At 58.7% G+C, this 23,033-nt stretch carries 22 protein-coding genes; 14 read left to right on the forward strand and 8 right to left on the reverse strand.

The annotated features are described in order from the left end of the window. Window positions 1–18 precede the first annotated feature (18 nt). The 4 genes from ABX75_RS13145 to dksA form a co-directional block, all read right to left on the reverse strand. Entirely contained in the window at window positions 19–2,973 is a 2,955-nt protein-coding gene (locus tag ABX75_RS13145; RefSeq protein ID WP_162276695.1) for a sensor histidine kinase, read from the reverse strand. Further along, window positions 2,957–3,133 (reverse strand): hypothetical protein, encoded by a 177-nt coding sequence (locus ABX75_RS29020; RefSeq protein WP_003176118.1) that lies wholly within the window; start codon window positions 3,131–3,133, stop codon window positions 2,957–2,959. The genes ABX75_RS13145 and ABX75_RS29020 overlap by 17 nt, the downstream gene beginning before the upstream one ends. A gap of 62 nt (window positions 3,134–3,195) precedes the next feature. Continuing rightward, entirely contained in the window at window positions 3,196–4,083 is an 888-nt protein-coding gene (gluQRS, locus tag ABX75_RS13155) for a tRNA glutamyl-Q(34) synthetase GluQRS (protein WP_034100676.1), read from the reverse strand. Window positions 4,084–4,166: 83 nt separating this feature from the next. After that, the gene (gene dksA, locus ABX75_RS13160; RefSeq protein ID WP_034100675.1) at window positions 4,167–4,607 is read right to left on the reverse strand and encodes an RNA polymerase-binding protein DksA; all 441 of its coding nucleotides are present in this window, start codon (window positions 4,605–4,607) and stop codon (window positions 4,167–4,169) included. A gap of 320 nt (window positions 4,608–4,927) precedes the next feature. Here dksA and ABX75_RS13165 point away from each other — a divergent pair, with 320 nt between their 5' ends. Together ABX75_RS13165 and sfsA are read left to right on the forward strand one after the other, a co-directional pair. Beyond that, the gene (locus ABX75_RS13165; protein ID WP_047882060.1) at window positions 4,928–6,100 is read left to right on the forward strand and encodes a pyridoxal phosphate-dependent aminotransferase; all 1,173 of its coding nucleotides are present in this window, start codon (window positions 4,928–4,930) and stop codon (window positions 6,098–6,100) included. Continuing rightward, window positions 6,100–6,810: a DNA/RNA nuclease SfsA gene (gene sfsA, locus ABX75_RS13170; protein WP_034100672.1), complete on the forward strand. Its 711-nt coding sequence runs from the start codon at window positions 6,100–6,102 to the stop codon at window positions 6,808–6,810. The genes ABX75_RS13165 and sfsA overlap by 1 nt, the downstream gene beginning before the upstream one ends. Here sfsA and ABX75_RS13175 read toward each other — a convergent pair. Next, a complete protein-coding gene (locus ABX75_RS13175; protein WP_047882061.1) occupies window positions 6,807–7,124 on the reverse strand; it encodes a Rieske 2Fe-2S domain-containing protein in 318 nt (105 codons plus the stop codon). The genes sfsA and ABX75_RS13175 overlap by 4 nt on opposite strands. 155 nt (window positions 7,125–7,279) lie before the next feature. Here ABX75_RS13175 and ABX75_RS13180 point away from each other — a divergent pair, with 155 nt between their 5' ends. The 3 genes from ABX75_RS13180 to ABX75_RS13190 are packed head-to-tail and all read left to right on the forward strand — an operon-like array spanning window position 7,280 to window position 9,959. Further along, window positions 7,280–8,158 carry a hemin ABC transporter substrate-binding protein gene (locus tag ABX75_RS13180; protein ID WP_047882062.1) on the forward strand — a complete coding sequence of 293 codons (879 nt, stop codon included), beginning with the start codon at window positions 7,280–7,282 and terminating at the stop codon, window positions 8,156–8,158. Then, a complete protein-coding gene (locus ABX75_RS13185; RefSeq protein ID WP_034100667.1) occupies window positions 8,155–9,192 on the forward strand; it encodes an iron ABC transporter permease in 1,038 nt (345 codons plus the stop codon). The genes ABX75_RS13180 and ABX75_RS13185 overlap by 4 nt, the downstream gene beginning before the upstream one ends. Further along, window positions 9,192–9,959 carry a heme ABC transporter ATP-binding protein gene (locus ABX75_RS13190; RefSeq protein WP_034100665.1) on the forward strand — a complete coding sequence of 256 codons (768 nt, stop codon included), beginning with the start codon at window positions 9,192–9,194 and terminating at the stop codon, window positions 9,957–9,959. Before ABX75_RS13185 ends, ABX75_RS13190 begins: the two co-directional genes overlap by 1 nt. Before the next feature lie 239 nt (window positions 9,960–10,198). On the opposite strand, the gene ABX75_RS13195 is transcribed toward ABX75_RS13190, so the two are convergent. The 3 genes from ABX75_RS13195 to ABX75_RS13205 form a co-directional block, all read right to left on the reverse strand. Next, window positions 10,199–10,471, reverse strand: a complete 273-nt coding sequence (locus ABX75_RS13195) for a TfoX/Sxy family protein (RefSeq protein WP_034100663.1) — start codon at window positions 10,469–10,471, stop codon at window positions 10,199–10,201. Between the two features lie 203 nt (window positions 10,472–10,674). Then, window positions 10,675–11,019: a pentapeptide repeat-containing protein gene (locus ABX75_RS13200; protein ID WP_034100662.1), complete on the reverse strand. Its 345-nt coding sequence runs from the start codon at window positions 11,017–11,019 to the stop codon at window positions 10,675–10,677. 92 nt (window positions 11,020–11,111) lie between these two features. After that, entirely contained in the window at window positions 11,112–12,668 is a 1,557-nt protein-coding gene (locus ABX75_RS13205) for a bifunctional aminoglycoside phosphotransferase/ATP-binding protein (protein WP_047882063.1), read from the reverse strand. A gap of 118 nt (window positions 12,669–12,786) precedes the next feature. Between ABX75_RS13205 and mrcB the strand changes: the two genes are divergently transcribed. The 9 genes from mrcB (at window position 12,787) to msrQ (ending at window position 22,603) form a co-directional block, all read left to right on the forward strand. Then, the gene (mrcB, locus tag ABX75_RS13210) at window positions 12,787–15,111 is read left to right on the forward strand and encodes a penicillin-binding protein 1B (protein WP_047882064.1); all 2,325 of its coding nucleotides are present in this window, start codon (window positions 12,787–12,789) and stop codon (window positions 15,109–15,111) included. A gap of 16 nt (window positions 15,112–15,127) precedes the next feature. Further along, on the forward strand, window positions 15,128–15,862 hold the full coding sequence (locus ABX75_RS13215) for a M48 family metallopeptidase (RefSeq protein ID WP_034100657.1): 735 nt from the start codon (window positions 15,128–15,130) through the stop codon (window positions 15,860–15,862). Beyond that, window positions 15,862–16,191 (forward strand): YqcC family protein, encoded by a 330-nt coding sequence (locus tag ABX75_RS13220; RefSeq protein ID WP_034100655.1) that lies wholly within the window; start codon window positions 15,862–15,864, stop codon window positions 16,189–16,191. Before ABX75_RS13215 ends, ABX75_RS13220 begins: the two co-directional genes overlap by 1 nt. Window positions 16,192–16,622: 431 nt before the next feature. Beyond that, the gene (locus tag ABX75_RS13225) at window positions 16,623–18,347 is read left to right on the forward strand and encodes an acetolactate synthase 3 large subunit (protein ID WP_034100944.1); all 1,725 of its coding nucleotides are present in this window, start codon (window positions 16,623–16,625) and stop codon (window positions 18,345–18,347) included. Between the two features lie 2 nt (window positions 18,348–18,349). Continuing rightward, window positions 18,350–18,841 carry an acetolactate synthase small subunit gene (ilvN, locus tag ABX75_RS13230; RefSeq protein WP_003176102.1) on the forward strand — a complete coding sequence of 164 codons (492 nt, stop codon included), beginning with the start codon at window positions 18,350–18,352 and terminating at the stop codon, window positions 18,839–18,841. 47 nt (window positions 18,842–18,888) lie between these two features. After that, window positions 18,889–19,905, forward strand: coding sequence for a ketol-acid reductoisomerase (ilvC, locus tag ABX75_RS13235; protein WP_003194132.1), 1,017 nt, complete (start codon window positions 18,889–18,891; stop codon window positions 19,903–19,905). A 143-nt stretch (window positions 19,906–20,048) separates the two neighbouring features. Next, window positions 20,049–20,906, forward strand: a complete 858-nt coding sequence (pssA, locus tag ABX75_RS13240; protein WP_034100654.1) for a CDP-diacylglycerol--serine O-phosphatidyltransferase — start codon at window positions 20,049–20,051, stop codon at window positions 20,904–20,906. A 63-nt stretch (window positions 20,907–20,969) separates the two neighbouring features. Beyond that, a complete protein-coding gene (gene msrP / locus ABX75_RS13245) occupies window positions 20,970–21,983 on the forward strand; it encodes a protein-methionine-sulfoxide reductase catalytic subunit MsrP (RefSeq protein WP_034100652.1) in 1,014 nt (337 codons plus the stop codon). Beyond that, window positions 21,983–22,603: a protein-methionine-sulfoxide reductase heme-binding subunit MsrQ gene (gene msrQ / locus ABX75_RS13250; protein WP_034100651.1), complete on the forward strand. Its 621-nt coding sequence runs from the start codon at window positions 21,983–21,985 to the stop codon at window positions 22,601–22,603. Before msrP ends, msrQ begins: the two co-directional genes overlap by 1 nt. Window positions 22,604–23,033: the final 430 nt, after the last annotated feature.

Genomic DNA, 23,033 nt, shown 5'->3' on the forward strand with positions numbered 1-23,033 from the left:
TCAATTCTCTCGACGGTCTCAGTTCACAGCGGACGTCGCTTCGACATGACGCGGTAAAGTCACCCGAATACGGGTGCCGCGTTGGCTTTCGGTGTCAGCCGGGCTGTCGATGGTGATTTGTCCATAATGCTCTTCAACGATGGAATAGACCAGTGCAAGGCCCAGACCGGTGCCTTCACCTGGGTCCTTGGTAGTGAAGAAGGGTTCGAACAAACGGTCCATGATGTTCTGTGGAATGCCGCTGCCTTCGTCTTCCACGATCAGGTCGATCGTATGCTCGAAAGCCTCGCTCTTGACGCGTACCGCACTGTGGGGTGGCGAGGCGTCGCGAGCGTTGGACAACAGGTTGATCAGGACTTGGGCCAGGCGTTGCGAGTCGCCGTCGACCCAATGATCGGGATCGCACAGGTTGAAGAACTGTACTTCGAAATTGCGTCGGTTCAAGGCCAGCAGCCCGATGGCATCCTGCGCGACCTCAGCCAAGCACACCGCCTCGTCCTGATTCTGATGAGCGCCGGAATGGGCAAAACTCATCAAGGACTGCACGATGCGCGATACGCGCTTGGTCTGTTCAAGGATCTGCCCGCTGATTTCAGTGATTTCACCGTCTTCTTCCCGTTCTTCGCGCAGGTTCTGGGCCAGGCAGGCAATGCCGGTGATCGGGTTGCCGATCTCGTGGGCCACACCCGCAGCCAGGCGACCAATGCTGGCCAGGCGCTCGGAATGCACCAGTTTGTCTTCGAGCATCTGGGTTTCGGTCAAATCTTCCACGAGTAACACCAAACCGCTGTTGCCGGGGGCCAGGGGCTCGTCGATGGCGGCTTTGTGCAGGTTGAGCCAGCGGGTCTGGCCATCGAGGGCCAGGTGCTGTTTGTGCAAGTGCTCATCAGGCAGGTTGATAAAACCCTGCAGCAACTCTTTCCACGGTTCGCCCAAGGTCGTGAGGCGCGAGCCCACTACGCGCTGCGCGGCGATACCGGTCAGCTCTTCCATGGCCTTGTTCCACATCAGAATCTCTTGATCCTTGGCCAGGGAGCACACGCCCATGGGCAACTCCTGCAGGGTCTGGCGGTGGTAACGGCGTAACGCATCGAGTTCGGCGGCCAGGCCGGTGAGGCGCGAGTGGTAGTCCTCCAGGCGGCTCTCGATAAAGTGAATGTCTTCGGTCACGTAGTTTTCGCCGCCGGCCTTGTAGGGCAGAAAGGTTTCGACCATGTCTTGGGAAACGCTGGGGCCCATCAGGCCGGACAGGTTGGCTTCGATACGGTCGCGCAGGCGGCGCAACGCATACGGGCGGCGCTCGTCAAAGGGCAAATAAAGATCGCGCAGCGCTTGCTCGACTTCCTTTTGTGCGGCCTTGGCGCCCAGGGGTTTGGCCAGTTGCGTGGCGAACTCCTGGGGCGAGGCTGCGTGCAGTTCGCGGCGTTGCGGGCGGCGCACGTTGTCCACTGCGCAGGCTTCGGCGGCGCTGGTTTCCTCGGGGCTGGCGTTGGTGAACAGCGAGATCAGGGTAAACATCAAAACGTTGGCGGCCAGGGAGGCAATCGCGGCCATGTGCCAACTGGTGTCGTCCAATACGTAAATCATATTCAGCAACGGGATGTAGAAGCCTTGGAGGTTGCCGACCAGTGGCAGCAGCATGGTCACGACCCACACCAGAATCCCCGCGAGCAGCCCCGCGATAAAACCACGACGGTTGGCGGTCGGCCAGTACAGCACCGACAGCACCCCCGGCAAGAACTGCAAGGTGGCCACAAACGCCACGATGCCGAGGTTGGCCAGGTCTTGCCCAGCGCCGAGCATCAGGTAGAAGCCGTAGCCGGCCATGATGATGGCGACGATCAGCGCACGGCGTGTCCATTTCAGCCAACGGTAAATATTGCCTTCCGCCGGTGGCTGGTACAGCGGCAACACCAAGTGGTTGAGCGCCATGCCCGACAGCGCCAGGGTGGTGACGATAATCAGGCCACTGGCCGCCGACAGACCGCCGACATAGGCCAGCAATGCCAGGGCCGGGCTATTGGCGGCCATGCCGATGCCGAGGGTGAAGTATTCCGGGTTGGTGGTAGCGCCCAGCTTCAGGCCGGCCCAGAGGATCAGCGGCACGGCGAGGCTCATCAACAGCAGGAACAGCGGCAGGCCCCAGCTTGCACTCACCAGCGCGCGGGGGTTGAGGTTCTCGGTGAACGTCATGTGATACATGTGCGGCATCACGATTGCCGACGCGAAGAACACCAGCAGCAATGTGCGCCACGGGCCTTCCTGCAAAGGTGTGTGCAGGGCAGCGAGGGCCGTCTGGTTCTGCAGCAGCCAAAGCTCCAACTGTTGTGGGCCATCGAACACGCCATAGAGCGCATAGAGGCCGACGCCGCCGATGGCGATCAGCTTGATCACCGATTCGAAGGCTATCGCGAATACCAGCCCCTGGTGCTTTTCGCGGGTGGCGATGTGGCGTGAACCGAAGAAAATCGTGAACAGCGTGATCAGCGCGCAAAAGGCCAGGGCCACGCGATGCTGCACCGGCTCATGGGTAAGGATGCTGATGGAGTCGGCCACCGCTTGGATCTGCAAGGCCAGCAAGGGCAACACGCCGATCAACATGAACACAGTGGTTAGCGCACCGGCCCAGGTGCTGCGGAAGCGAAACGCAAACAGGTCGGCCAGGGACGACAGCTGGTAAGTCCGGGTGATTTTTAATATGGGGTACAGCAGCACCGGCGCCAGTAGGAATGCTCCGGATACGCCGAGGTAGCTGGACAGAAACCCGTAGCCATACTGATACGCCAGGCCCACCGTGCCATAGAACGCCCAGGCGCTTGCGTAGACCCCAAGGGACAAGGTGTAGGTCAACGGATGGCGAATGATCGCCCGCGGGATCATCCCGCGCTCACTGATCCAGGCGACGCCGAACAGCGCGGCCAGGTAGGCGGCGCTGATCAGCAGCATCTGAGTGAGGCTAAAGCTCATCGGCATCTTTTTGGCTCTGCAGGATGAAGGTCACGACGATCAGGATCAGCCACAGCAGATACGGGCGATACCAGGCGCCGGTGGCGTCGATCCACCAATCCATGATGGCGGGGGAAAACAGGTAGATCCCGACGACCAACAGCAGGACCAATCGATAGATGTACATGTTGGCCTCTGAGTTAAAAACTGCCGCGATGGTAACGGATGGCTGGCAAGCTGCAAGCGCCTTCAGCTCAATTGAGCTTCTGCCAACGTGAGCGCGCGCGGGATGCGGTTGGCATCCCAATGCCGGACGCCCCAATCGAGCAACTCGCGCGCGCTGGCGTAGAGCAGTTCGCTGCCCGTTTGTTGGCCAAGGGCACGCAAGGCTCTTAACAGCAAAGGCGTGGCTTGGTCGGGTGTCAACGGCGGTGAGCGATAGGACTTGCCCAATTTGTGGCCGTCCGGCTGAACGATCAACGGTACATGCAAATAGCGCGGTTGGCGCAGGCCCAGCAGTTCTTGCAGGTACAGCTGGCGTGGCGTGGAGTCCAAAAGGTCGGCGCCGCGCACGATATCGGTCACGCCCTGCCACGCATCGTCCAACACCACGGCCAACTGGTAGGCGTAGAGGCCGTCGCGCCGACGGATAACAAAATCGCCGACCTCACGGCCCAAGTGCTGTCGGAAATGGCCCTGTGCTCGGTCGGTAAAGTGGTATTCCAGCTCAGGAACACGCAAACGGATGGCTGCGTCGTGCGGGTCATGACCGGCGTTACGACAAAGGCCCGGGTAGATGCCGTTGTAAGGCTCCAGCTGTTTGCGTGAGCAGGTGCAGGCGTAGGCCAGGCCGTGGTTGAACAGGTCGTTCAATACTTTGGCGTAGGCATCATGCCGTTCGCTTTGTCGGACGAGTTCACCGTCCCACTCAAATCCATAGCTCTCCAAGGCATGAAGAATCGCCGCCTGGGCGCCGGGCTCTTCGCGGGGGGGATCCAGATCTTCCATACGCATAAGCCAGAGGCCTTGATTGGCGCGGGCGTCGAGGTAGGAGGCGAGGGCGGCGACCAGGGAGCCGAAATGCAAATGGCCGCTGGGCGTGGGGGCGAAACGCCCGATATAGGTAGAGGCTGTCATGGGCCGGATACTACTGGAAAATCGGCAAACGCCAGAAACAAAAATGGAGCGTTCGCACGCCCCATTCGATCAGCCCGGCAGGATTATTTGCCGACCTGTTTTTCCTTGATTTCGGCCAAGGTCTTGCAGTCTACGCACAGGTCCGCGGTTGGGCGGGCTTCCAGGCGACGGATGCCGATCTCGACGCCGCAGGATTCGCACCAGCCGTATTCTTCGTCTTCGATCAGTTGCAGCGTCTTGTCGATTTTCTTGATCAGCTTGCGTTCGCGATCACGAGCGCGCAGTTCGAGGGCGAACTCTTCTTCCTGGCTGGCACGGTCGGCCGGGTCCGGGAAGTTGGCGGCTTCGTCCTTCATATGGTCAACCGTGCGGTCGACTTCCTGCATCAAGTCCTGCTTCCACTTTTGCAGGATCTTGGTGAAGTGCTGGCGCATGGGCTTGCCCATGTACTCCTCACCCTTCGTTTCGACGTAAGGTGTGAAGCCGCTGAGGCTCTGCTGCTGTTGCTTTGCTTGGGTGGACATGAATAGACCGCCTCTCACTCTTCTAATCCATTGCGCAGGATTGCAACGTCACCGACACCTGCCGGCCCTGCGGCTGCAAGCGGGCGAACTTACCAGATAGATTCAGGGTGCGCCACTCCCGGTTGTCGAAGCCCTTCGCTCAGGGGTTGCAAACTGCAGCAGCCCGCTGTGGCTGGGTATGGATCGCCTCGAATGTTGATTTTAGTCGTTTTGCTGGCGCGTGCCGGGTTCATCACGAACGACCGAGCAGGCAATAGAGCATGTTTTACCGCGAGGGTTCGGTAGAATCCTGATTTTGTCCTCACCGTTAAGGAAGGCTAATGGCCCAGCCCTACAGTGCGCGCAGTCGCGCCATCGAACCTTTTCATGTCATGGCGTTACTGGCGCGTGCCAATGAGCTGCAAGCGGCCGGCCATGATGTGATCCACCTGGAAATCGGCGAGCCGGATTTCACCACGGCCGAGCCGATTATCCAGGCCGGCCAGGCCGCGCTGGCCAATGGCAAAACCCGCTACACCGCCGCCCGTGGCCTGCCGGAGCTGCGCGAAGCCATCAGTGGGTTTTATCAGCAACGCTATGGCTTGAATGTCGATCCGGAACGCATCCTGATCACGCCCGGCGGTTCCGGTGCGTTGCTGCTGGCCAGCAGTTTGCTGGTTGACCCGGGCAAGCACTGGCTGCTGGCAGACCCAGGTTACCCATGTAACCGGCATTTTCTGCGCTTGGTCGAGGGCGCCGCGCAACTGGTACCGGTAGGCCAGGACGTGCGCTATCAACTGACGGCCGACTTGGTGGACAAGCATTGGAACCAGGACAGTGTGGGCGCCCTGGTGGCATCGCCGGCGAACCCGACCGGCACGATTCTCACCCGTGACGAACTGGCCGGGCTGTCGAGTGCAATCAAGGCGCGCGATGGCCATCTGGTGGTGGATGAGATTTATCACGGCCTCACCTACGGCACCGACGCCGCCAGTGTGCTGGAAGTCGATGATGACGCCTTCGTCTTGAATAGTTTTTCGAAGTATTTCGGGATGACCGGATGGCGCCTGGGCTGGCTGGTGGCGCCGCCCGCAGCGGTGGGAGAGCTGGAGAAGCTGGCACAAAACCTCTACATCAGCGCGCCGAGCATGGCTCAGCATGCCGCGCTGGCGTGTTTTACCCCGCAAACATTGAGCATTCTGGAAGAACGCCGCGCCGAGTTCGGTCGCCGTCGCGATTTCCTGCTGCCGGCGCTACGGGAGCTGGGCTTTGGCATTGAGGTCGAGCCGGAAGGGGCCTTCTATCTATACGCCGATATTCGCGCGTTTGGCGGCGATGCGTTCGCATTTTGTCGTCATTTCCTGGAAACCGAGCACGTTGCATTCACACCCGGTCTGGATTTCGGCCGCTATCAGGCCGGCCATCATGTGCGCTTTGCCTATACGCAGAACATCGAACGCCTGCAGGAGGCGGTGGAGCGCATCGCCCGTGGTTTGCGGAGTTGGCAAGGCTGATGCGTTTTTATCCTCCCCTCGAAGAAGGCCGCTTAATTCGCCGTTACAAGCGTTTTCTCACCGATATCGAAACCGTTACCGGCGAGTTACTCACGATTCACTGCCCGAACACCGGTTCCATGCTCAATTGCATGGTCGAAGGCGGGCAGGTCTGGTTCAGCCGCTCCGATGACCCCAAGCGCAAGTTGCCCGGCACCTGGGAAATCGCCGAAACGCCCCAGGGCCGGCTGGCCTGCGTGAATACGGCGCGCGCCAATCAATTGGTTGAGGAGGCGCTACGCGCTGGGGTGATCGCCGAGTTGGATGGCTTTACCGCGTTGAAGCGCGAAGTCCCCTATGGCCAGGAGAAAAGCCGTATCGACTTCCGTTTGGACTATCCCCATGGCGCGGCCTACGTTGAAGTTAAAAGTGTCACCTTAGGTTTCGATGATTCCAGAGTGGCGGCCTTTCCCGATGCGGTAACCCAGCGCGGAGCCAAGCATCTGCGGGAGTTGGCTTACCTGGCGCGGGATGGCGTGCGGGCGGTGCAGTTGTATTGCGTCAATCTTTCGGGGATCGATGCGGTGCGCCCGGCCGTGGAAATCGATGCGGCCTATGGCGCGGCGCTGCGCGAGGCCAAGGCGGCGGGGGTGGAGGTGCTGGCCTATGGCGTGCGTGTTACGGCCGAAGAGATTTGCGTGGATCGCCGCTTGGACGTGCTGCTCGACTAGAGGTCCACCCACAGGCCCTGTGCGTCTTCGCGGCCGGGCAGGGCGACCAGACTTTTACCGGCACAGGGTCCGGCGATGCACTCGCCGGTTTCAATCAGGAACAAGGCACCGTGGGTCGCGCACTGGATCAGGCTGGCGCTGTCGTCGAGGAATTGGCCGGGTTGCCACTCCAGTGCAACACCGCGGTGGGGGCAACGGTTGATATAGAAGTAGGCAATGCCATCGCGGCGCACAGCCAATAACTTGCACCCGTCGATATCAAAGCCGAGGCTGGTATTGGGTGCCAGTGCGGCGGAGGAGCAGAGAAACTTCATTTCAATCCTTAAGTACCTTGACGTTCAAATGCAAACAATTATCAAATGCGGGCTTCGCTCGTCAGCTGACGGGGCGCTACGTTCGATGCCTGGCAGGGCCAATCTGTCTCCTCGAAAAGCGTTCTGAGACCCAGCCCCTGGAAGGAAACCCTGTTATGCGCCTGAGTACCAGCGCTATTGCGCTTGTTGTTGGTTTGCTCATCAATCACGGGGCAATGGCCTCTGAACTACCACAACGCTGGGTGAGTGCCGGTGGCGCGCTGTCGGAGTGGGTCGTGGCCTTGGGGGGCGAGCCAAAACTGGTGGGTGTGGATACCACCAGCCAGCATCCCGCGACACTCAAAACGTTGCCGAGTATTGGCTACCAGCGTCAATTGTCGGCCGAGGGCATTCTCAGCCTGCGTCCGCAGGTACTGGCGGGCACCGAAGAAATGGGGCCGCCGCCGGTGCTGGCGCAGATCCGCAGCGCGGGTGTGCAAGTGGAGATGTTTTCCGCACAGCCAGATTTACAGGCGCTGAAAAGCAACCTTGAGCACCTGGGGACATTACTCGGTAAGGCGGCTGAGGCGCGCGCACTGTTCGGCGATTATGAGCAGGCGCTGCAACGGCAGAAAAACCGCCTCGTGAAGATCCAGGCGACTCGGCAGGCGCCGGGTGTGTTGCTGCTTGTTGGCAATGCCGGTGGCAAGCCGCTCGTTGCTGGCCAGGACACGGCAGCGGACTGGATGCTGCGCCAGGCGGGTGGCCACAACCTAGCTACGCACACGGGGTATAAACCCTTTTCGGCAGAGTCGCTGGCGGGGCTGAGTCCGCAGGTGCTGGTGTTTGCGGATCGCGCATTGACAGGGGCGGCGGCGCGTGCGGCGCTGTTCAAGGAAAACCCGATTTTGGCGTCGACGCCAGCGGCCAAACAGGGCCGGGTGCTTGAAGTGGACCCCACTCTGCTGGTTGGCGGATTGGGGCCGCGTCTGCCGCAAAGTCTGGAAGTATTATCGGCCGGGTTCTATCCGACTTCGTCTGAAGCTACACCATGACCACACTGGTAAAACCACGAACGTTGTTTATCGGCTTGACGCTCTTATGCGGGTTGGCCACCTGGCTGTCATTGGCTTTAGGGCCCGTCAGCCTGCCGCTGGGGGATACGCTTCGTGCAGCTTTGCGCTTGATGGGCCTACCCATCGATGCCCACGGCCTGGAGCAGGCTGAGCTGATCCTGGGGCAGATCCGGCTGCCGCGCACCTTGCTGGGCCTGGCGGTCGGCGGCGTGTTGGCGTTGTCGGGGGTGGCGATGCAGGGGCTGTTTCGTAACCCGTTGGCGGACCCGGGATTGGTTGGGGTGTCCAGCGGTGCGGCCTTGGGGGCGGCGGTGGCGATTGTCGGCTCTGCGTTCCTGGGCGGTTTACCGGATGTGTTCGGGCCCTATGTGCTGTCGTTGTGCGCGTTTGCCGGTGGGCTGGGGGTGACTGCGTTGGTTTATCGCCTGGGGAGGCGTGATGGTCAGACCCATGTGGCCACGATGCTGCTCGCGGGCATTGCGCTAACGGCTCTCTCCGGTTCGGCAGTCGGTTTGTTTACCTATCTGGCAGATGACGCCACGTTGCGCACACTCACGTTCTGGAACCTGGGTAGCCTCAACGGTGCCAGCTATTCAAGGCTATGGCCGTTGTTGCTGGTAACTGCGGGGGTGGCGCTGTGGTTGCCGCGGCGGGCGAAGGCGTTGAATGCGTTGCTGCTTGGCGAGTCTGAAGCGAGCCACCTGGGCGTTGATGTCGAAGGGCTTAAACGTGAACTGGTGTTTTGCACCGCCCTGGGTGTAGGGGCGGCGGTGGCTGCGGCGGGGATGATCGGATTTGTCGGCTTGGTGGTGCCGCACTTGGTGCGATTGCTCGCTGGGCCTGATCATCGCGTGCTATTGCCTGCGTCGGTGTTGGCGGGCGCGAGTTTGTTGCTGTGTGCCGACCTGATCGCACGGCTTGCCCTGGCGCCTGCCGAATTACCGATCGGCATTGTGACTGCATTTATCGGCGCGCCGTTTTTTCTGTACTTGTTATTACGAGGACGCGCCTGATGTTGCGGGTGGAAGGGGTGCAGGTCCGGCGTGATAGCAAAATCGTATTGGCGGACATAACCCTCGATCTGCTGCCAGGTGAGGTGCTCGGCGTGCTGGGGCCCAATGGCGCCGGCAAAAGCACACTGTTGAGTACCTTGAGCGGTGAGTTGCAAGAAGATCAGGGCAATGTCTGGCTGGATCAGCAGGCTTTGAGCGCATGGAGCGGGGCACAGCGTGCTCAGCGCCTGGCAGTGTTGCCGCAAACCTCCACCCTGGATTTTGCTTTCCGTGTCGAAGAGGTGGTGGGTATGGGGCGCCTGCCCCATCAGACCGGCAAAACCCGTGACGAGCAGATCATCGCTGCGGCGTTGCAGGCGGCGGATGTCGGGCACCTGAGCGGTCGCAACTATCTGGCCTTATCGGGCGGTGAGCGCCAGCGCGTGCACCTGGCACGGGTATTGGCGCAATTGTGGCCGGGTGAAGCGGGGCAGACATTGCTGCTGGATGAGCCCACATCGATGCTCGACCCCTTGCACCAACACACCATCCTGCAGGCAATACGTGCCTTTGCTGACCGCGGAGCGGCGGTGCTGGTGATCCTGCATGACCTGAACCTGGCGGCGCGTTACTGCGACAGGATGCTGCTCCTGGAGCAGGGACGTCCCTACGCCTTGGGCACGCCGACCCAGGTGCTGCAGCCTGAGATCGTCAAGGCAGTATTCGGCCTTGAAGTGTTGGTGCAGCCGCATCCGGAGCGTGGGCATCCATTGGTCATCGCGCGCTGAATAGGATTTCTATCAGGCAAAAAAAGACCCGGCAAAAGCCGGGTCAAATAACCGTGATTAGCCTGATGAGGAGATAATCTGAGAGTCCGAACCAAGGGCCTTTCAGTTATCGGCTGATCTCGCGACCAGCTGTGATAATCATAACGATTCTCATTTGAGAGTCAACCGTTGTTTGTGCGGCTACCTGAGGTTTTCTCAAACGCTCGTTCGAAATGCCGAGTGGCGAGATCTAGCCAGGCTCAACTCTTAGGGCGAGACGACACGGCCTCCAGCTGGCGATTCAAGGCTTCCTTGCGTTCGGCAGGAATATCGTTCCAGTGCACATCCAGCAAAGCCCCTTCGATCGCATACAGCAACACTTTCGATGCCCGAAATCCGCGAGTCCTTACTGCTCGATAGGCATCGACCGCCCCCAGGCGGCGCAGGTCGGATGCACTGTGGATGCCCACTGCATGCAGCCACTGCGCTGAGGTCTTGCCGAGGTTTTTCAGGTGTTGCAGCTCATCGTTCATCAAGCCTCCTTGCGACGGCCGAACGGTGCGGTGGGTATCGTGACCAGACAGGCCTGAAAAGGAGTGTAGCGTTCAGTAGGAAAAGTGCAGTTCTTTGCTCTGATACGGCTCAAAAGCTTATAAGCCTGACGCTGTAACTTTGACGCGCGCAGTCCCAAGGCCCAGGTTACGCTGGCGCATAACCGGGGCCTGGACCTTGAGGTTCACTTGGTGCGGTAACGCAGGCGAGTGCCGAAGTTGACCGACATCAGGATCTCATCGGCGGTCAGTTCAGGCGGGAAGTAGGTGCCGGAAATCTGCGCATGGGCAAGGCTGGCGCCTTCCAGCGAACAGCCGCGCAAATCCAGACCGCGCAGGTCGGCAGAGCGGAAATACCCGTCGGTGAAGTCCACGCCGGTGGCGTTCAGGTCGCGCAGGTCCAAACCGCGGAAATCGCCTCCGCGCATATCGATGACACCTTCGGTAGGGCGCTCTTGGTTGAAGCCGCGAATATCGTCTTTGTGCAGGAGCGCGTAGAGCGGTGTATCAAGAAGCTTAGGCTTACTCATGAAAACGACTCCTGTTGGACTTATGACGCCATTATAGTGCCACTATTGTGCGGTCGCGCGTTTAAGTAGACGACGCGACCAATAAATTTTTCTTACAAGCCTGGCAGACGCTGACGAATTTGCGCGACCAGTGCATCCAGGGTTCCGCTTTGATTGGTTTCCACCCGCTTGCTCTGCAATAACTCTTCCGGCGTGAGGGGATCGCGATGAGCCTGCTGTTCCTCGATAACTGCCAAGGTCGCGTCGGACGGGTCGTTTTGTTCCGCCTGGCGTTGCGCCAACCAACTGGCGATGACCGCTTGTGGCGCATTGCAATCCAGAATCAGAAACGGCGCACCAGTGGCTTCGGCGACCTTGGCGGCAGCATCGCGTTGTTCACGTTTGAGGAACGTCGCGTCCAGCACCACCGGGAAACCGGCGCGCAGCACGATGTTGGCGATTTCATTCAGGCGTGCGTAGGTCTTGATGCTGGCGTCGGCGGCATAGATGCCGGCCTGAGGTGTGTTTTCCACCTGCTGTTCACCGAACAGGCGTTTGCGTTCTACATCCGAGCGCAGACGCACAGCACCCAAGGCTTCTACCAGGCGCATGGCGACGTGGCTTTTGCCGACGGCCGAGACGCCGTGGGTGATCGCCAGAAAGCGCGATGGAATGGTGCTGTAGCTTTCCGCCAGATTGGCGTAGTTGCGATATTGGCGCAGGGTGGTGGCCCGTTGCACCGGGCTGGCTTCGCTCGGCATGCTGAACAGCGCGACTTTGGCGCGGACCAGGGCACGGTAGGCTTTGTAGAAATTCAGCAACTCAAGGCCCTGGTAGTCGCCGGTCAGTTCCAGATACTGACTGATGAAGCGGCGAGCCAGGGACTTGAGGCCGCGGTCTTCCAGGTCCATGGCCAGGAAACCGGTGTCGGCGTAAACGTCGGTGAAGCGAAACGGTTCGTTGAACTCAATGCAGTCGAAGATCACCACTTGCCCATCGATCAGGGTTGCGTTGCCCAGGTGGATGTCACCGTGGCACTCGCGGGTGAACCCATCGAGCTTGCGCTGCGCGATTAGCGGCTTGAGGCGTTCGAAGCTGCTTTCGGCCCAGGCTTGCAAGGCGTCGAGTTGAGCCAGGTCGGCCTTGTCGCTGAGGAACGGGCGGATCTGCTCGAAGTTCTGTCGCACCGGCGCCATCACCTCGTCCGGGGTCCCGGCGGGGTGAGCTTGCGGTACATGAGGGGCGCTGAGGTGAAAGTGCGCGATCTGCCGGGCCATTTCATCGATGTGCGCAGCGGTCAGTTCGCCATTGGCCTGCAAGGTGCTGAGCAGTTGGCTTTGGGGAAACTGACGCATCTTCAGCGCGTATTCGATCACAGGGCCGTCACCGCCCAGTTGTGGCGATTCGGCGGTGCCGGTGATCGGCAGTACTTCCAGGTACAAATCCTGGGTCAGGCGTTGGTTGAGGCGCAGTTCCTCATTGCAGAAATGCCCGCGATCTTCCAGGGCGGTGAAGTCCAGAAAGCCGAAGTTCATCGGTTTCTTCAATTTATAAGCAAAGGGGCCGGTCAAAATGACCCAGGAGATATGGGTTTCGATGACTTGGAACGCTTCTACCGGATGGGGGTACAACGCCGGGTCTTGCAGGGCTGCGATCAGGTACTGGCTCACGGGCGATCCTTCAGAGTCTTGGGGAAATCATGTCGGGCATTATGGCCGCTGTAGGCGGTCGTGCAAACCGCTGTCCGGCTCATGTTGATCATCGATAAAGTGCGTATAATCCGCCGCCATGACTCGAACCCGATCTCCCCGCTCCCGTAAAAAAACACCTTCCCGCAGCCTGCGCCCCTGGTTGGGCTGGGCGCTCAAGCTCGGCCTTGTCGGTCTTGTAGTGCTCGCCGGCTTTGCGGTGTACCTCGACGCTGTGGTCCAAGAGAAGTTCTCTGGTAAACGTTGGACTATCCCGGCCAAGGTCTACGCCCGCCCGCTGGAGCTGTTCACTGGCCAGAAGCTGACCAAGGATGACTTCCTCACCGAGCTCGACGCGCTCGGTTATCGCCGTGAGCCGGTCAGCAATGGCCCGGGTGCCGCCGCCGTCAGCGGTAATACGGTTGACTTGAACACTCGTGGCTTCCAATTCTATGAAGGCCTGGAAAAGCCTCAGCCGGTACGCGTGCGCTTCTCCGGCGATTATGTGGCCGAACTGTCGTCGCTCAATGGTTCCAAACTGCCTGTGGTTCGTTTGGAACCGCTGATGATCGGCGGTATTTACCCTAAAAACCTTGAAGATCGCATCCTGATCAAGCTGGATCAGGTGCCGCCTTACCTGCTGGAAACCTTGGTTGCAGTAGAGGATCGCGATTTCTACAGCCACTGGGGCGTCTCGCCCAAGTCGATTGCCCGCGCGATCTGGGTGAACACCTCCGGCGGCAAAATGACCCAGGGCGGCAGTACGCTGACGCAACAATTGGTTAAGAACTTCTACCTGACCAACGAGCGCAGCCTGACCCGCAAGCTCACCGAAGCCATGATGGCTATGCTGCTTGAGCTGCACTACAGCAAGCAGGAAATCCTTGAGGCATACCTTAATGAGGTGTTCGTCGGCCAGGATGGTCAGCGCGCAGTGCACGGTTTCGGCTTGGCCAGTCAGTTCTTCTTCGGCCAGCTGCTGTCCGAATTGAAGCTGCACCAGGTAGCGCTGCTCGTCGGCATGGTCAAAGGACCTTCCTATTACAATCCGCGTCGTAATCCGGAGCGTGCGCTGGAGCGCCGCAACCTGGTGCTGGACGTGCTGGAGCAGCAGGGCGTTGCTACCGCCGAGCAGGTTGCCGCGGCCAAGAAAATGCCATTGGGCGTGACCTCCCGCGGCAAGTTGGCGGACAGCTCATTCCCAGGCTTTGTCGATCTGGTCAAACGCCAGTTGCGTGAAGACTATCGCGACGAAGACTTGACCGAGGAGGGGCTGCGAATCTTCACCAGTTTTGACCCGATCCTGCAGATGAAGGCTGAAGCGTCGGTCAACGACACCTTCAAGCGTCTGACCGGGCGCAAAGGTTCCGACGAAGTGGAAGCAGCAATGGTGGTGACTAACCCTGAAACGGGTGAAGTGCAGGCCATGATCGGCAGTCGTCAGGCCAGCTTTGCCGGGTTCAACCGCGCCTTGGATGCTGTGCGCCCGATCGGCTCGCTGGTTAAACCGGCGGTGTACCTGACCGCACTGGAAAAGCCGAGCAAATACACGCTCACCAGTTGGCTCTCGGACGATCCGCTGTCGGTCAAGGGCGGGGATGGTCAGGTGTGGACCCCGCAGAACTTTGATCGCCGCTCCCATGGCACGGTATTCCTGTACCAGGGCTTGGCGCATTCCTACAACATTTCCACCTCTCGCCTCGGTCTGGAAGTGGGGGTGCCGAATGTGCTCAAGACATTGGCGCGACTGGGCATTACTCGTGAATTCCCAGCGTTTCCATCCATTCTGCTGGGCGCTGGCGCGATGACGCCGATGGAAGTGGCAACGATGTATCAGACCCTGGCCAACGGTGGCTTCAATACGCCGATGCGGGGCATCCGCAGTGTATTGACCGCCGAAGGGGAGCCGCTCAAGCGCTATCCTTTCCAGATTCAGCAGCGTTTCGACGCGGGTTCCATCTACCTGATCCAGAACGCCATGCAGCGCGTAATGCGCGAAGGTACTGGCAGTTCGGTCTATAAGGTGCTGCCGTCCAATCTGACGCTGGCGGGCAAGACCGGCACCAGTAACGATTCGCGGGACAGTTGGTTCGCCGGTTTTGGTCAGGATGTATTGGCCGTTGTATGGCTGGGGCGCGACGATAATGGCAAGACACCGTTCACCGGTGCGACAGGCGCGTTGCAGGTCTGGACCAGTTTTATGCGCAAGGCTGACCCGCTCCCGTTGAACATGCCGCAGCCGGATAACATCGTGCAGGCCTGGATCGATCCGCACACCGGTCAGGGCTCTGATGCCAACTGCCCGGGCGCGGTGCAGATGCCGTATATTCGCGGCAGCGAACCACCACCCGGTGCTGCGTGCGGTGGCGGTGCCCCTGCTGACGCAGAATCGGTGATGGACTGGGTCAAGGGCTGGATGAACTAAGCAAAGAGGGTTTCAAGTGAACAAGTGGTGGTTTCCAGCTATTACAGCGCTGGCTTTGCTCGGCGGTTGCTCCAGCGTGCAACGCGGTTCCATTCCAGTGGTGGACTCGAGCACGGCCGTTTCCAATAGCGACCGGATCTCGGCCAATGGCGGCTTCCGCCAAACCGTGACCAAGCGTCCCGTCCAGGCCGCAGCTCAAGCGGTGCCGCAGGACTCGGGCGTGGTGGTGATGGTGCCCGGCGGCGGTGCCGCGACTTCGGCGCCGATCAGTGCCGAGCCGTGGACACCAGGGCCAAGCACTTCCGGCCCGATCGACGCCACGCCGATTCAGACGGCGCCGGTCAATCAAGGCACCTATAACATGCCGTCCTCGCCGAGCGGCATTCCGTCGTCTTCCAATGCAGGCGGCTTGTCGGCTGACGAGCAACTGGACGGGCCGGTGCTGGCTTTGTTGACCACTGCTCAGCAGCAACAGGCGGGTGGCGACTTGAACGGCGCTTCCTCAAGCCTTGAACGCGCGCAACGTGTCGCACCCCGAGAACCTCAGGTTCTGTATCGCCTGGCGCAGGTGCGCATGGCTCAGGGCGACGCGCCGCAGGCCGAACAATTCGCGCGTCGGGGTTTGAGCCTGGCCAATGGTCGCCCAGACCTGCAAGCCAGCCTGTGGGCATTGATCGGCGACGCGCGCGCCGCGCAGGGCGATGCCGCCGGCGCCGCCCAGGCCCGCCAGAAAGCCAAGGTCAACCTCTGATGGATGGGCGTTTTCCTGCGATTGCCGAACAGTTATTGCTGATTGAGCGAGAGCTGCGCGTGCAAGGCTGGTGGGAAGAGGTTCCCCCCAGCTCTGAAGCACTCAGCAGTGTTGAGCCGTTTTCGGTGGATACGCTGGATTTCCACCAGTGGCTGCAATGGATCTTCCTGGCGCGCATGAAGCACATCCTTGAACAGGATCTGCCTTTGCCACGCGCGTCGGGGATTCTAGAAATGGCCGAGATGGTCTATGTAGACCGGCCTCAGGAAAGCCTCGGATTGCGCAACGCGCTGAAAAAGTTCGATCAATTGATCGTCGACGCTCGTTAATTGCCTGACTGCCGGCTTTTTCGGCAGTCTTGCGCATATTTCTACCGCTTGACGACATTCAGGCGAGTTTTATCCCTCCTCACGGCCCTTTCTTCTACGTTCTCATGCGCTTAGTTGGAAAAAAGCGCAATTATTGCTTGACTTGAAGGGCCTGAAACAGAAGAATCCAAAGTCCGCTGTATCGGGACTGCCAGAAGCAGGCCCGCTCAGCAGATCATGAGGCGCACATCCGCGCCGACCTGTTACACCCGCAACGCGTTACCTCGCGCTGGGTGGGAAAAGCCCGCAACACTTGGGACGATCCCAATACTTGCTCAGTCAGTGCTGACGTAGTCGGCGACCACCGTCGCTCATGCTCTGTTGAGAAGTAAACCTATTAAGACCCGTCGGTTTTTAACGGACGGTATTCTGGCGTTTTAGAGGTGAACAACGTGGAGCTTTTATCTGGTGGTGAGATGCTCGTCCGCTTTTTGCGTGACGAAGGCGTCGACTATATCTACGGGTACCCAGGTGGTGCTCTTCTGCATGTTTACGACGCGCTGTTCAAGGAACCGGCTGTTACCCACATCCTGGTTCGCCACGAACAAGCCGCGACCCATATGGCTGACGGTTATGCCCGCGCCACCGGTAAAGCCGGTGTAGTGCTGGTAACTTCCGGCCCAGGCGCAACCAATGCTATTACCGGCATTGCGACGGCCTATATGGACTCCATCCCGATGGTGATCATTTCCGGCCAGGTGCCCAGCACCATGGTGGGAACCGATGCGTTCCAGGAAACCGACATGATCGGTATTTCCCGGCCGATCGTGAAACACAGCTTCATGATCAAGCATCCGTCGGAAATCCCGGAAGTCATGAAAAAGGCCTTCTACCTCGCACAGTCCGGTCGTCCGGGCCCTGTCGTTGTCGATGTTCCGAAAGACATGACCAACCCGGCGGAAAAATTCGAATACGTCTTCCCCAAGAAAGCCAAGCTGCGTTCCTACAGCCCGGCGGTCCGTGGGCACTCAGGGCAAATCCGCAAGGCCGCAGAGATGTTGCTGGCGGCCAAGCGTCCAGTGTTGTATTCGGGCGGTGGTGTGATCCTGGGCGGCGGTTCCGCACCGCTGACCGAACTGGCCAAGCTGCTCAACTTGCCGGTGACCAACACACTGATGGGGCTCGGTGCGTTTCCGGGTACGGACCGTCAGTTCGTCGGCATGCTCGGTATGCACGGCAGCTACACCGCTAACCTCACCATGCACCACGCGGATGTCATTCTGGCGGTTGGCGCACGTTTCGATGATCGGGTTATCAACGGCGCGAGCAAGTTTTGCCCAAATGCCAAGATCATCCATATCGACATCGATCCGGCGTCCATCTCCAAGACCATCAAGGCCGACGTGCCGATCGTGGGTCCTGTAGAGAGCGTGCTGACCGAAATGGTCGCCGCGCTTAAGGATATCGGCGAGACGCCTAACAAGGAGTCGGTGGCCAGTTGGTGGAAGCAGATCGATGAGTGGCGCGGTGATCGCGGCCTGTTCCCTTACGACAAGGGTGACGGCAGCATCATCAAGCCACAAACCGTGATCGAAACCCTGTGCGAAGTGACCAAGGGCGACGCCTTTGTGACCTCCGACGTGGGCCAGCACCAGATGTTCGCCGCGCAGTACTACAAGTTCGACAAGCCGAACCGCTGGATCAACTCCGGCGGCCTGGGCACCATGGGCTTTGGTTTTCCCGCCGCCATGGGGGTGAAGCTGAGTTTCCCGGACGCCGATGTTGCGTGCGTCACCGGTGAAGGCAGCATCCAGATGAACATCCAGGAACTGTCGACGTGCCTGCAGTACGGTTTGCCGGTCAAGATCGTCTGCTTGAACAACGGCGTGCTGGGCATGGTGCGTCAATGGCAGGACATGAGTTACAACAGCCGTCACTCCCATTCCTATATGGAGTCGCTGCCAGATTTCATCAAATTGGTAGAAGCGTATGGCCACGTTGGCATTCGCATCACTGATCCGAAAGATCTGAAGCCGAAGATGGAAGAGGCGTTCGCCATGAAGGATCGTCTGGTGTTCATCGATATTCAGGTGGATACCAGCGAGCACGTCTACCCGATGCAGATCAAAGACGGCTCTATGCGCGACATGTGGCTGAACAAGACGGAGCGTACGTAATCATGCGGCATATCATCTCCCTGCTTCTTGAGAACGAACCCGGCGCTCTGTCTCGTGTTGTCGGCCTGTTTTCGCAACGCAACTACAACATCGAAAGCCTGACAGTGGCGCCGACCGAAGACCCGACTCTGTCGCGTCTGACATTGACAACCGTAGGCCACGATGAGGTGATCGAGCAGATCACCAAGAACCTCAACAAGCTGATCGAAGTGGTCAAGCTGGTCGACCTGTCGGAAAGCGCTCACATCGAGCGCGAGCTGATGCTGGTTAAAGTCAAGGCCACGGGCGCCCAACGTGCTGAGATCAAGCGGACTACCGACATCTATCGCGGGCAGATCGTCGATGTGAGCGCCAGCGTTTATACCGTTCAACTGACTGGTACCAGCGACAAACTGGACAGCTTCATCCAGTCGATCGGGACAGCCTCGATTCTGGAAACCGTACGCAGTGGTGTCACCGGGATTGCCCGTGGCGACAAAGTACTCAGCATCTAACCCAAATTAGCGAATGGCCTTAAGGCCTGGATATATAGAGGAACCTCATGAAAGTTTATTACGATAAAGATTGTGACCTGTCGATCATCCAGGGCAAGAAAGTCGCCATCATCGGCTACGGCTCCCAAGGTCACGCGCAAGCCTGCAACCTGAAAGACTCTGGCGTTGACGTGACTGTTGGTTTGCGCAAAGGCTCGGCCACCGTAGCCAAGGCTGAAGCTCATGGCCTGAAAGTGACTGACGTTGCTTCCGCGGTTGCTGCTGCCGACCTGGTCATGATCCTGACCCCGGACGAGTTCCAGTCCTCGCTGTACAAGAACGAAATCGAGCCGAACATCAAAAAAGGCGCCACCCTGGCCTTCTCCCACGGCTTCGCAATTCACTACAACCAGGTTGTGCCACGCGCCGACCTGGACGTGATCATGATCGCGCCGAAAGCGCCGGGCCACACCGTACGCTCCGAGTTCGTCAAAGGCGGCGGTATTCCTGACCTGATCGCGATCTACCAAGACGCATCGGGCAACGCCAAGAACGTTGCGCTGTCCTACGCTGCTGGCGTGGGTGGCGGTCGTACCGGCATCATCGAAACCACCTTTAAAGACGAAACTGAAACCGACCTGTTCGGCGAACAAGCCGTTCTGTGCGGCGGTACCGTTGAACTGGTAAAAGCTGGTTTCGAAACCCTGGTTGAAGCTGGCTATGCGCCGGAAATGGCCTACTTCGAATGCCTGCACGAACTGAAGCTGATCGTTGACCTCATGTACGAGGGCGGGATCGCCAACATGAACTACTCGATCTCCAACAACGCCGAGTACGGCGAGTATGTGACTGGTCCGGAAGTAATCAACGCCGAGTCCCGTCAGGCCATGCGCAACGCCCTGAAACGCATTCAGGACGGCGAGTACGCCAAAATGTTCATCAGCGAAGGCGCTACCGGCTACCCTTCGATGACCGCTAAGCGTCGTAACAACGCTGCTCACGGTATCGAAGTCATCGGCGAGCAACTGCGCTCCATGATGCCGTGGATCGGTGCCAACAAGATCGTCGACAAAGCCAAAAACTAAGTCGTACGCATCAAAGAAAAACGCGGCCTAGGCCGCGTTTTTTCGTTTGGCTGGCCGGTTCTGGTATAAAGCTGCATCGTTTGCTGGCGAACACTCGCCGCAAGTCTTTGTCGAATTTTTCAAACTGTTGCAAGGTAAAGTCCATGAGCGAACGTCCCGAAGAGCCAAACCAGGCTTCCGACGCCGAAAGCATGCTGCCGATTGATGAGCATGTTGAAGAAGGGCATGACGCGGAAGGCCGCAAGGTCCGGCATCGTGGCATCTATCTTCTGCCTAACTTGTTTACCACCGCGAACCTGTTCGCCGGCTTCTACTCGATCATCAACTCCATGAGCGCCCAAAGTGCACTGGCGGCGGGCGACGCGGCGAGTGCCAGCAAATATTTCGGTTTTGCTGCTATCGCGATTTTTGTGGCCATGGTGCTTGATGGTCTGGATGGTCGTGTAGCGCGGATGACCAATACGCAAAGTGCATTTGGTGCCGAATACGACTCGCTGTCGGACATGGTGGCATTCGGCGTCGCCCCTGCATTACTGGCGTTTGCTTGGGCGCTGGGTGATATGGGCAAGGTTGGCTGGATGGTTGCCTTTATCTATGTCGCGGGTGCCGCGTTGCGTCTGGCGCGCTTTAATACCCAAGTGGGTACCGCGGACAAGCGTTACTTTATCGGCTTGGCCAGTCCGGCTGCTGCGGGAGTGGTGGCGGGTATTGTCTGGGCGTTCAGTGATTACGGTATCCAGGGGTCGAAAATGTCGTTCCTGGTGGCCTTGATGGTGGCGGCTGCCGGGATGTTGATGGTCAGCAACATCAAATACAACAGCTTCAAGGAGCTGGACCTCAAGGGGCGTGTGCCTTTCGTGGCGATTCTTGTCGTGGTGCTGGTGTTCGCCGTGGTGTTCAGCGATCCGCCGCGGATTCTGCTGCTGGCATTCCTGGTTTATGCCGCGTCGGGCCCGATTCAGTATTTGCTGCGTCTGCGTCGGGACAAAACGTTGCCTTAATGTAATTTCCCCCATACTCCACAGTCTATTGGTGCATCAGTCCTCCAATGCTGCGGAGTTGCCATGTTAATCAAATTGCCTAAAGCGTCCGATTCCCATGAGTCGGACGTCACGCCTGAATCATTTTACCTCTCTCGTCGCAGCCTGCTCGGTGGCGCACTTGCCGGCATTGCCGCCACCAGTCTTCCACGTTGGGCGAGTGCGGAGGATGCTGCGCGTTATGCCGACGTCGAACCGGGTAGGGCGCCTGGGTGGTTTACCGAAAAGCTGCCTGCTACAAAGTGGCAAGCGGTAACGGTCAAAGATGAGGCAGTTACTCCATTCAAGGACGCAACCCACTACAACAACTTCTATGAGTTCGGTACCGACAAGGGCGATCCGGCAAAAAATGCCGGTTCGCTCAAGACTGAGCCCTGGAGTGTTGTGATCGATGGTGAGGTGGCGAAACCTGGGCGTTATGCCCTTGAAGACTTCATGAAACCTTATCAATTGGAAGAACGAATCTACCGTTTACGCTGCGTCGAGGCGTGGTCGATGGTTATTCCATGGATAGGGTTTCCGATTGCCGCTTTGCTTAAGCAGGTCGAACCGACGTCCAAGGCCAAGTACATCCGTTTCGAGACTTTGCAGGACCCAAAAAGCATGCCGGGTCAGCGTTCTAGCTTCGCTCTGATCGATTGGCCTTATGTGGAAGGCTTGCGCTTGGATGAGGCGATGAACCCTTTGGCGATTCTTGCCGTGGGCATGTATGGGCGGGAGCTGCCTAACCAGAATGGCGCGCCGTTACGTTTGGTTGTGCCGTGGAAGTATGGCTTTAAGAGTGTGAAGTCGATTGTGCGTATCAGCCTGGTCAGTGAGCAACCGAAAACCACATGGCAAAGCATCGCTGCGGATGAGTATGGGTTTTATGCAAATGTGAACCCCACTGTCGATCACCCTCGTTGGACTCAGGCGCGGGAGCGTCGGCTGCCAAGTGGCCTTTTCAGTCCTAACGTGCGTGAAACGCAGATGTTCAATGGATACTCGGAAGAGGTGGCTTCTCTTTATACGGGCCTTGACCTGCGGAAGAACTATTGATGCGTCATCCTATCTGGCGTGTCGGCGTTTTTATCGCCGTAGCGATATGGCCGTTGTGGTGGTTGTATCAAGCATGGAGTTTTGCGCTGGGGCCTGATCCGGGCAAGGTGTTGGTTGATCGCTTGGGGTTGGGCACGTTGGTCCTGTTGCTGATCACTCTGGCAATGACGCCGATGCAGAAGCTCACTGGGTGGTCGGGGTGGATAGCGGTGCGTCGGCAGTTGGGGTTGTGGTGCTTTGCTTATGTGGTGCTGCATTTGGCTGCTTATTGTGTCTTTGTCTTAGGATTGGACTGGTCACAACTGGGAGTGGAGTTGCGCAAGCGACCTTACATTATCGTCGGAGCATTGGGGTTCCTGGGCTTGTTAGCCTTGGCCGTGACTTCGAATCGCTATAGCCAGCGTCGGCTGGGTACTCGTTGGAAGAAGCTGCATCGCTTTGTGTATGTGATTCTTGGTCTTGGTTTATTGCATATGTTGTGGATCGTGAGGGCAGATCTGAAGGAGTGGGCAGTCTACGCCTTTATAGGGGCGCTGCTTTTGGCGTTGCGGGTACCCCCATTAATGCGCCGTATCCCCCGACTTATGGCGAAAAAACCATCTTCTGCGGAAAAGGTGTAATTAACGCTTGACGGCAGATTCCAGAAGTCTATAATTCGCCCCACTTCCGGCGCAGTCGAAACGTAAAACTCCTTGGTAAACAAAGGGTTGCGCAAGATTCGACCGCGGATCGCTTCAGTTCATCGAAGCCCAGAAGGAGTTGGTAGAGCAGTGTTGTTTGGCTCTGTTAACGTTTCGATCTTCTCGATCGAAAGCGGAGAAAAAGAGGTGTTGACAGCAGCGTGTAACGCTGTAGAATTCGCCTCCCGCTAACGAGAGATCGGAGGCGCAAGTGGTTGAAGTTGTTGAAGAAATCTTCGAAAACTTCTGAAAATAATCACTTGACAGCAAATGAGGCTGCTGTAGAATGCGCGCCTCGGTTGAGACGAAAGATCTTAACCAACCGCTCTTTAACAACTGAATCAAGCAATTCGTGTGGGTGCTTGTGGAG

Source organism: Pseudomonas sp. ARP3 (assembly GCF_001029595.1).
Taxonomy (GTDB): domain Bacteria; phylum Pseudomonadota; class Gammaproteobacteria; order Pseudomonadales; family Pseudomonadaceae; genus Aquipseudomonas; species Aquipseudomonas rhodesiae.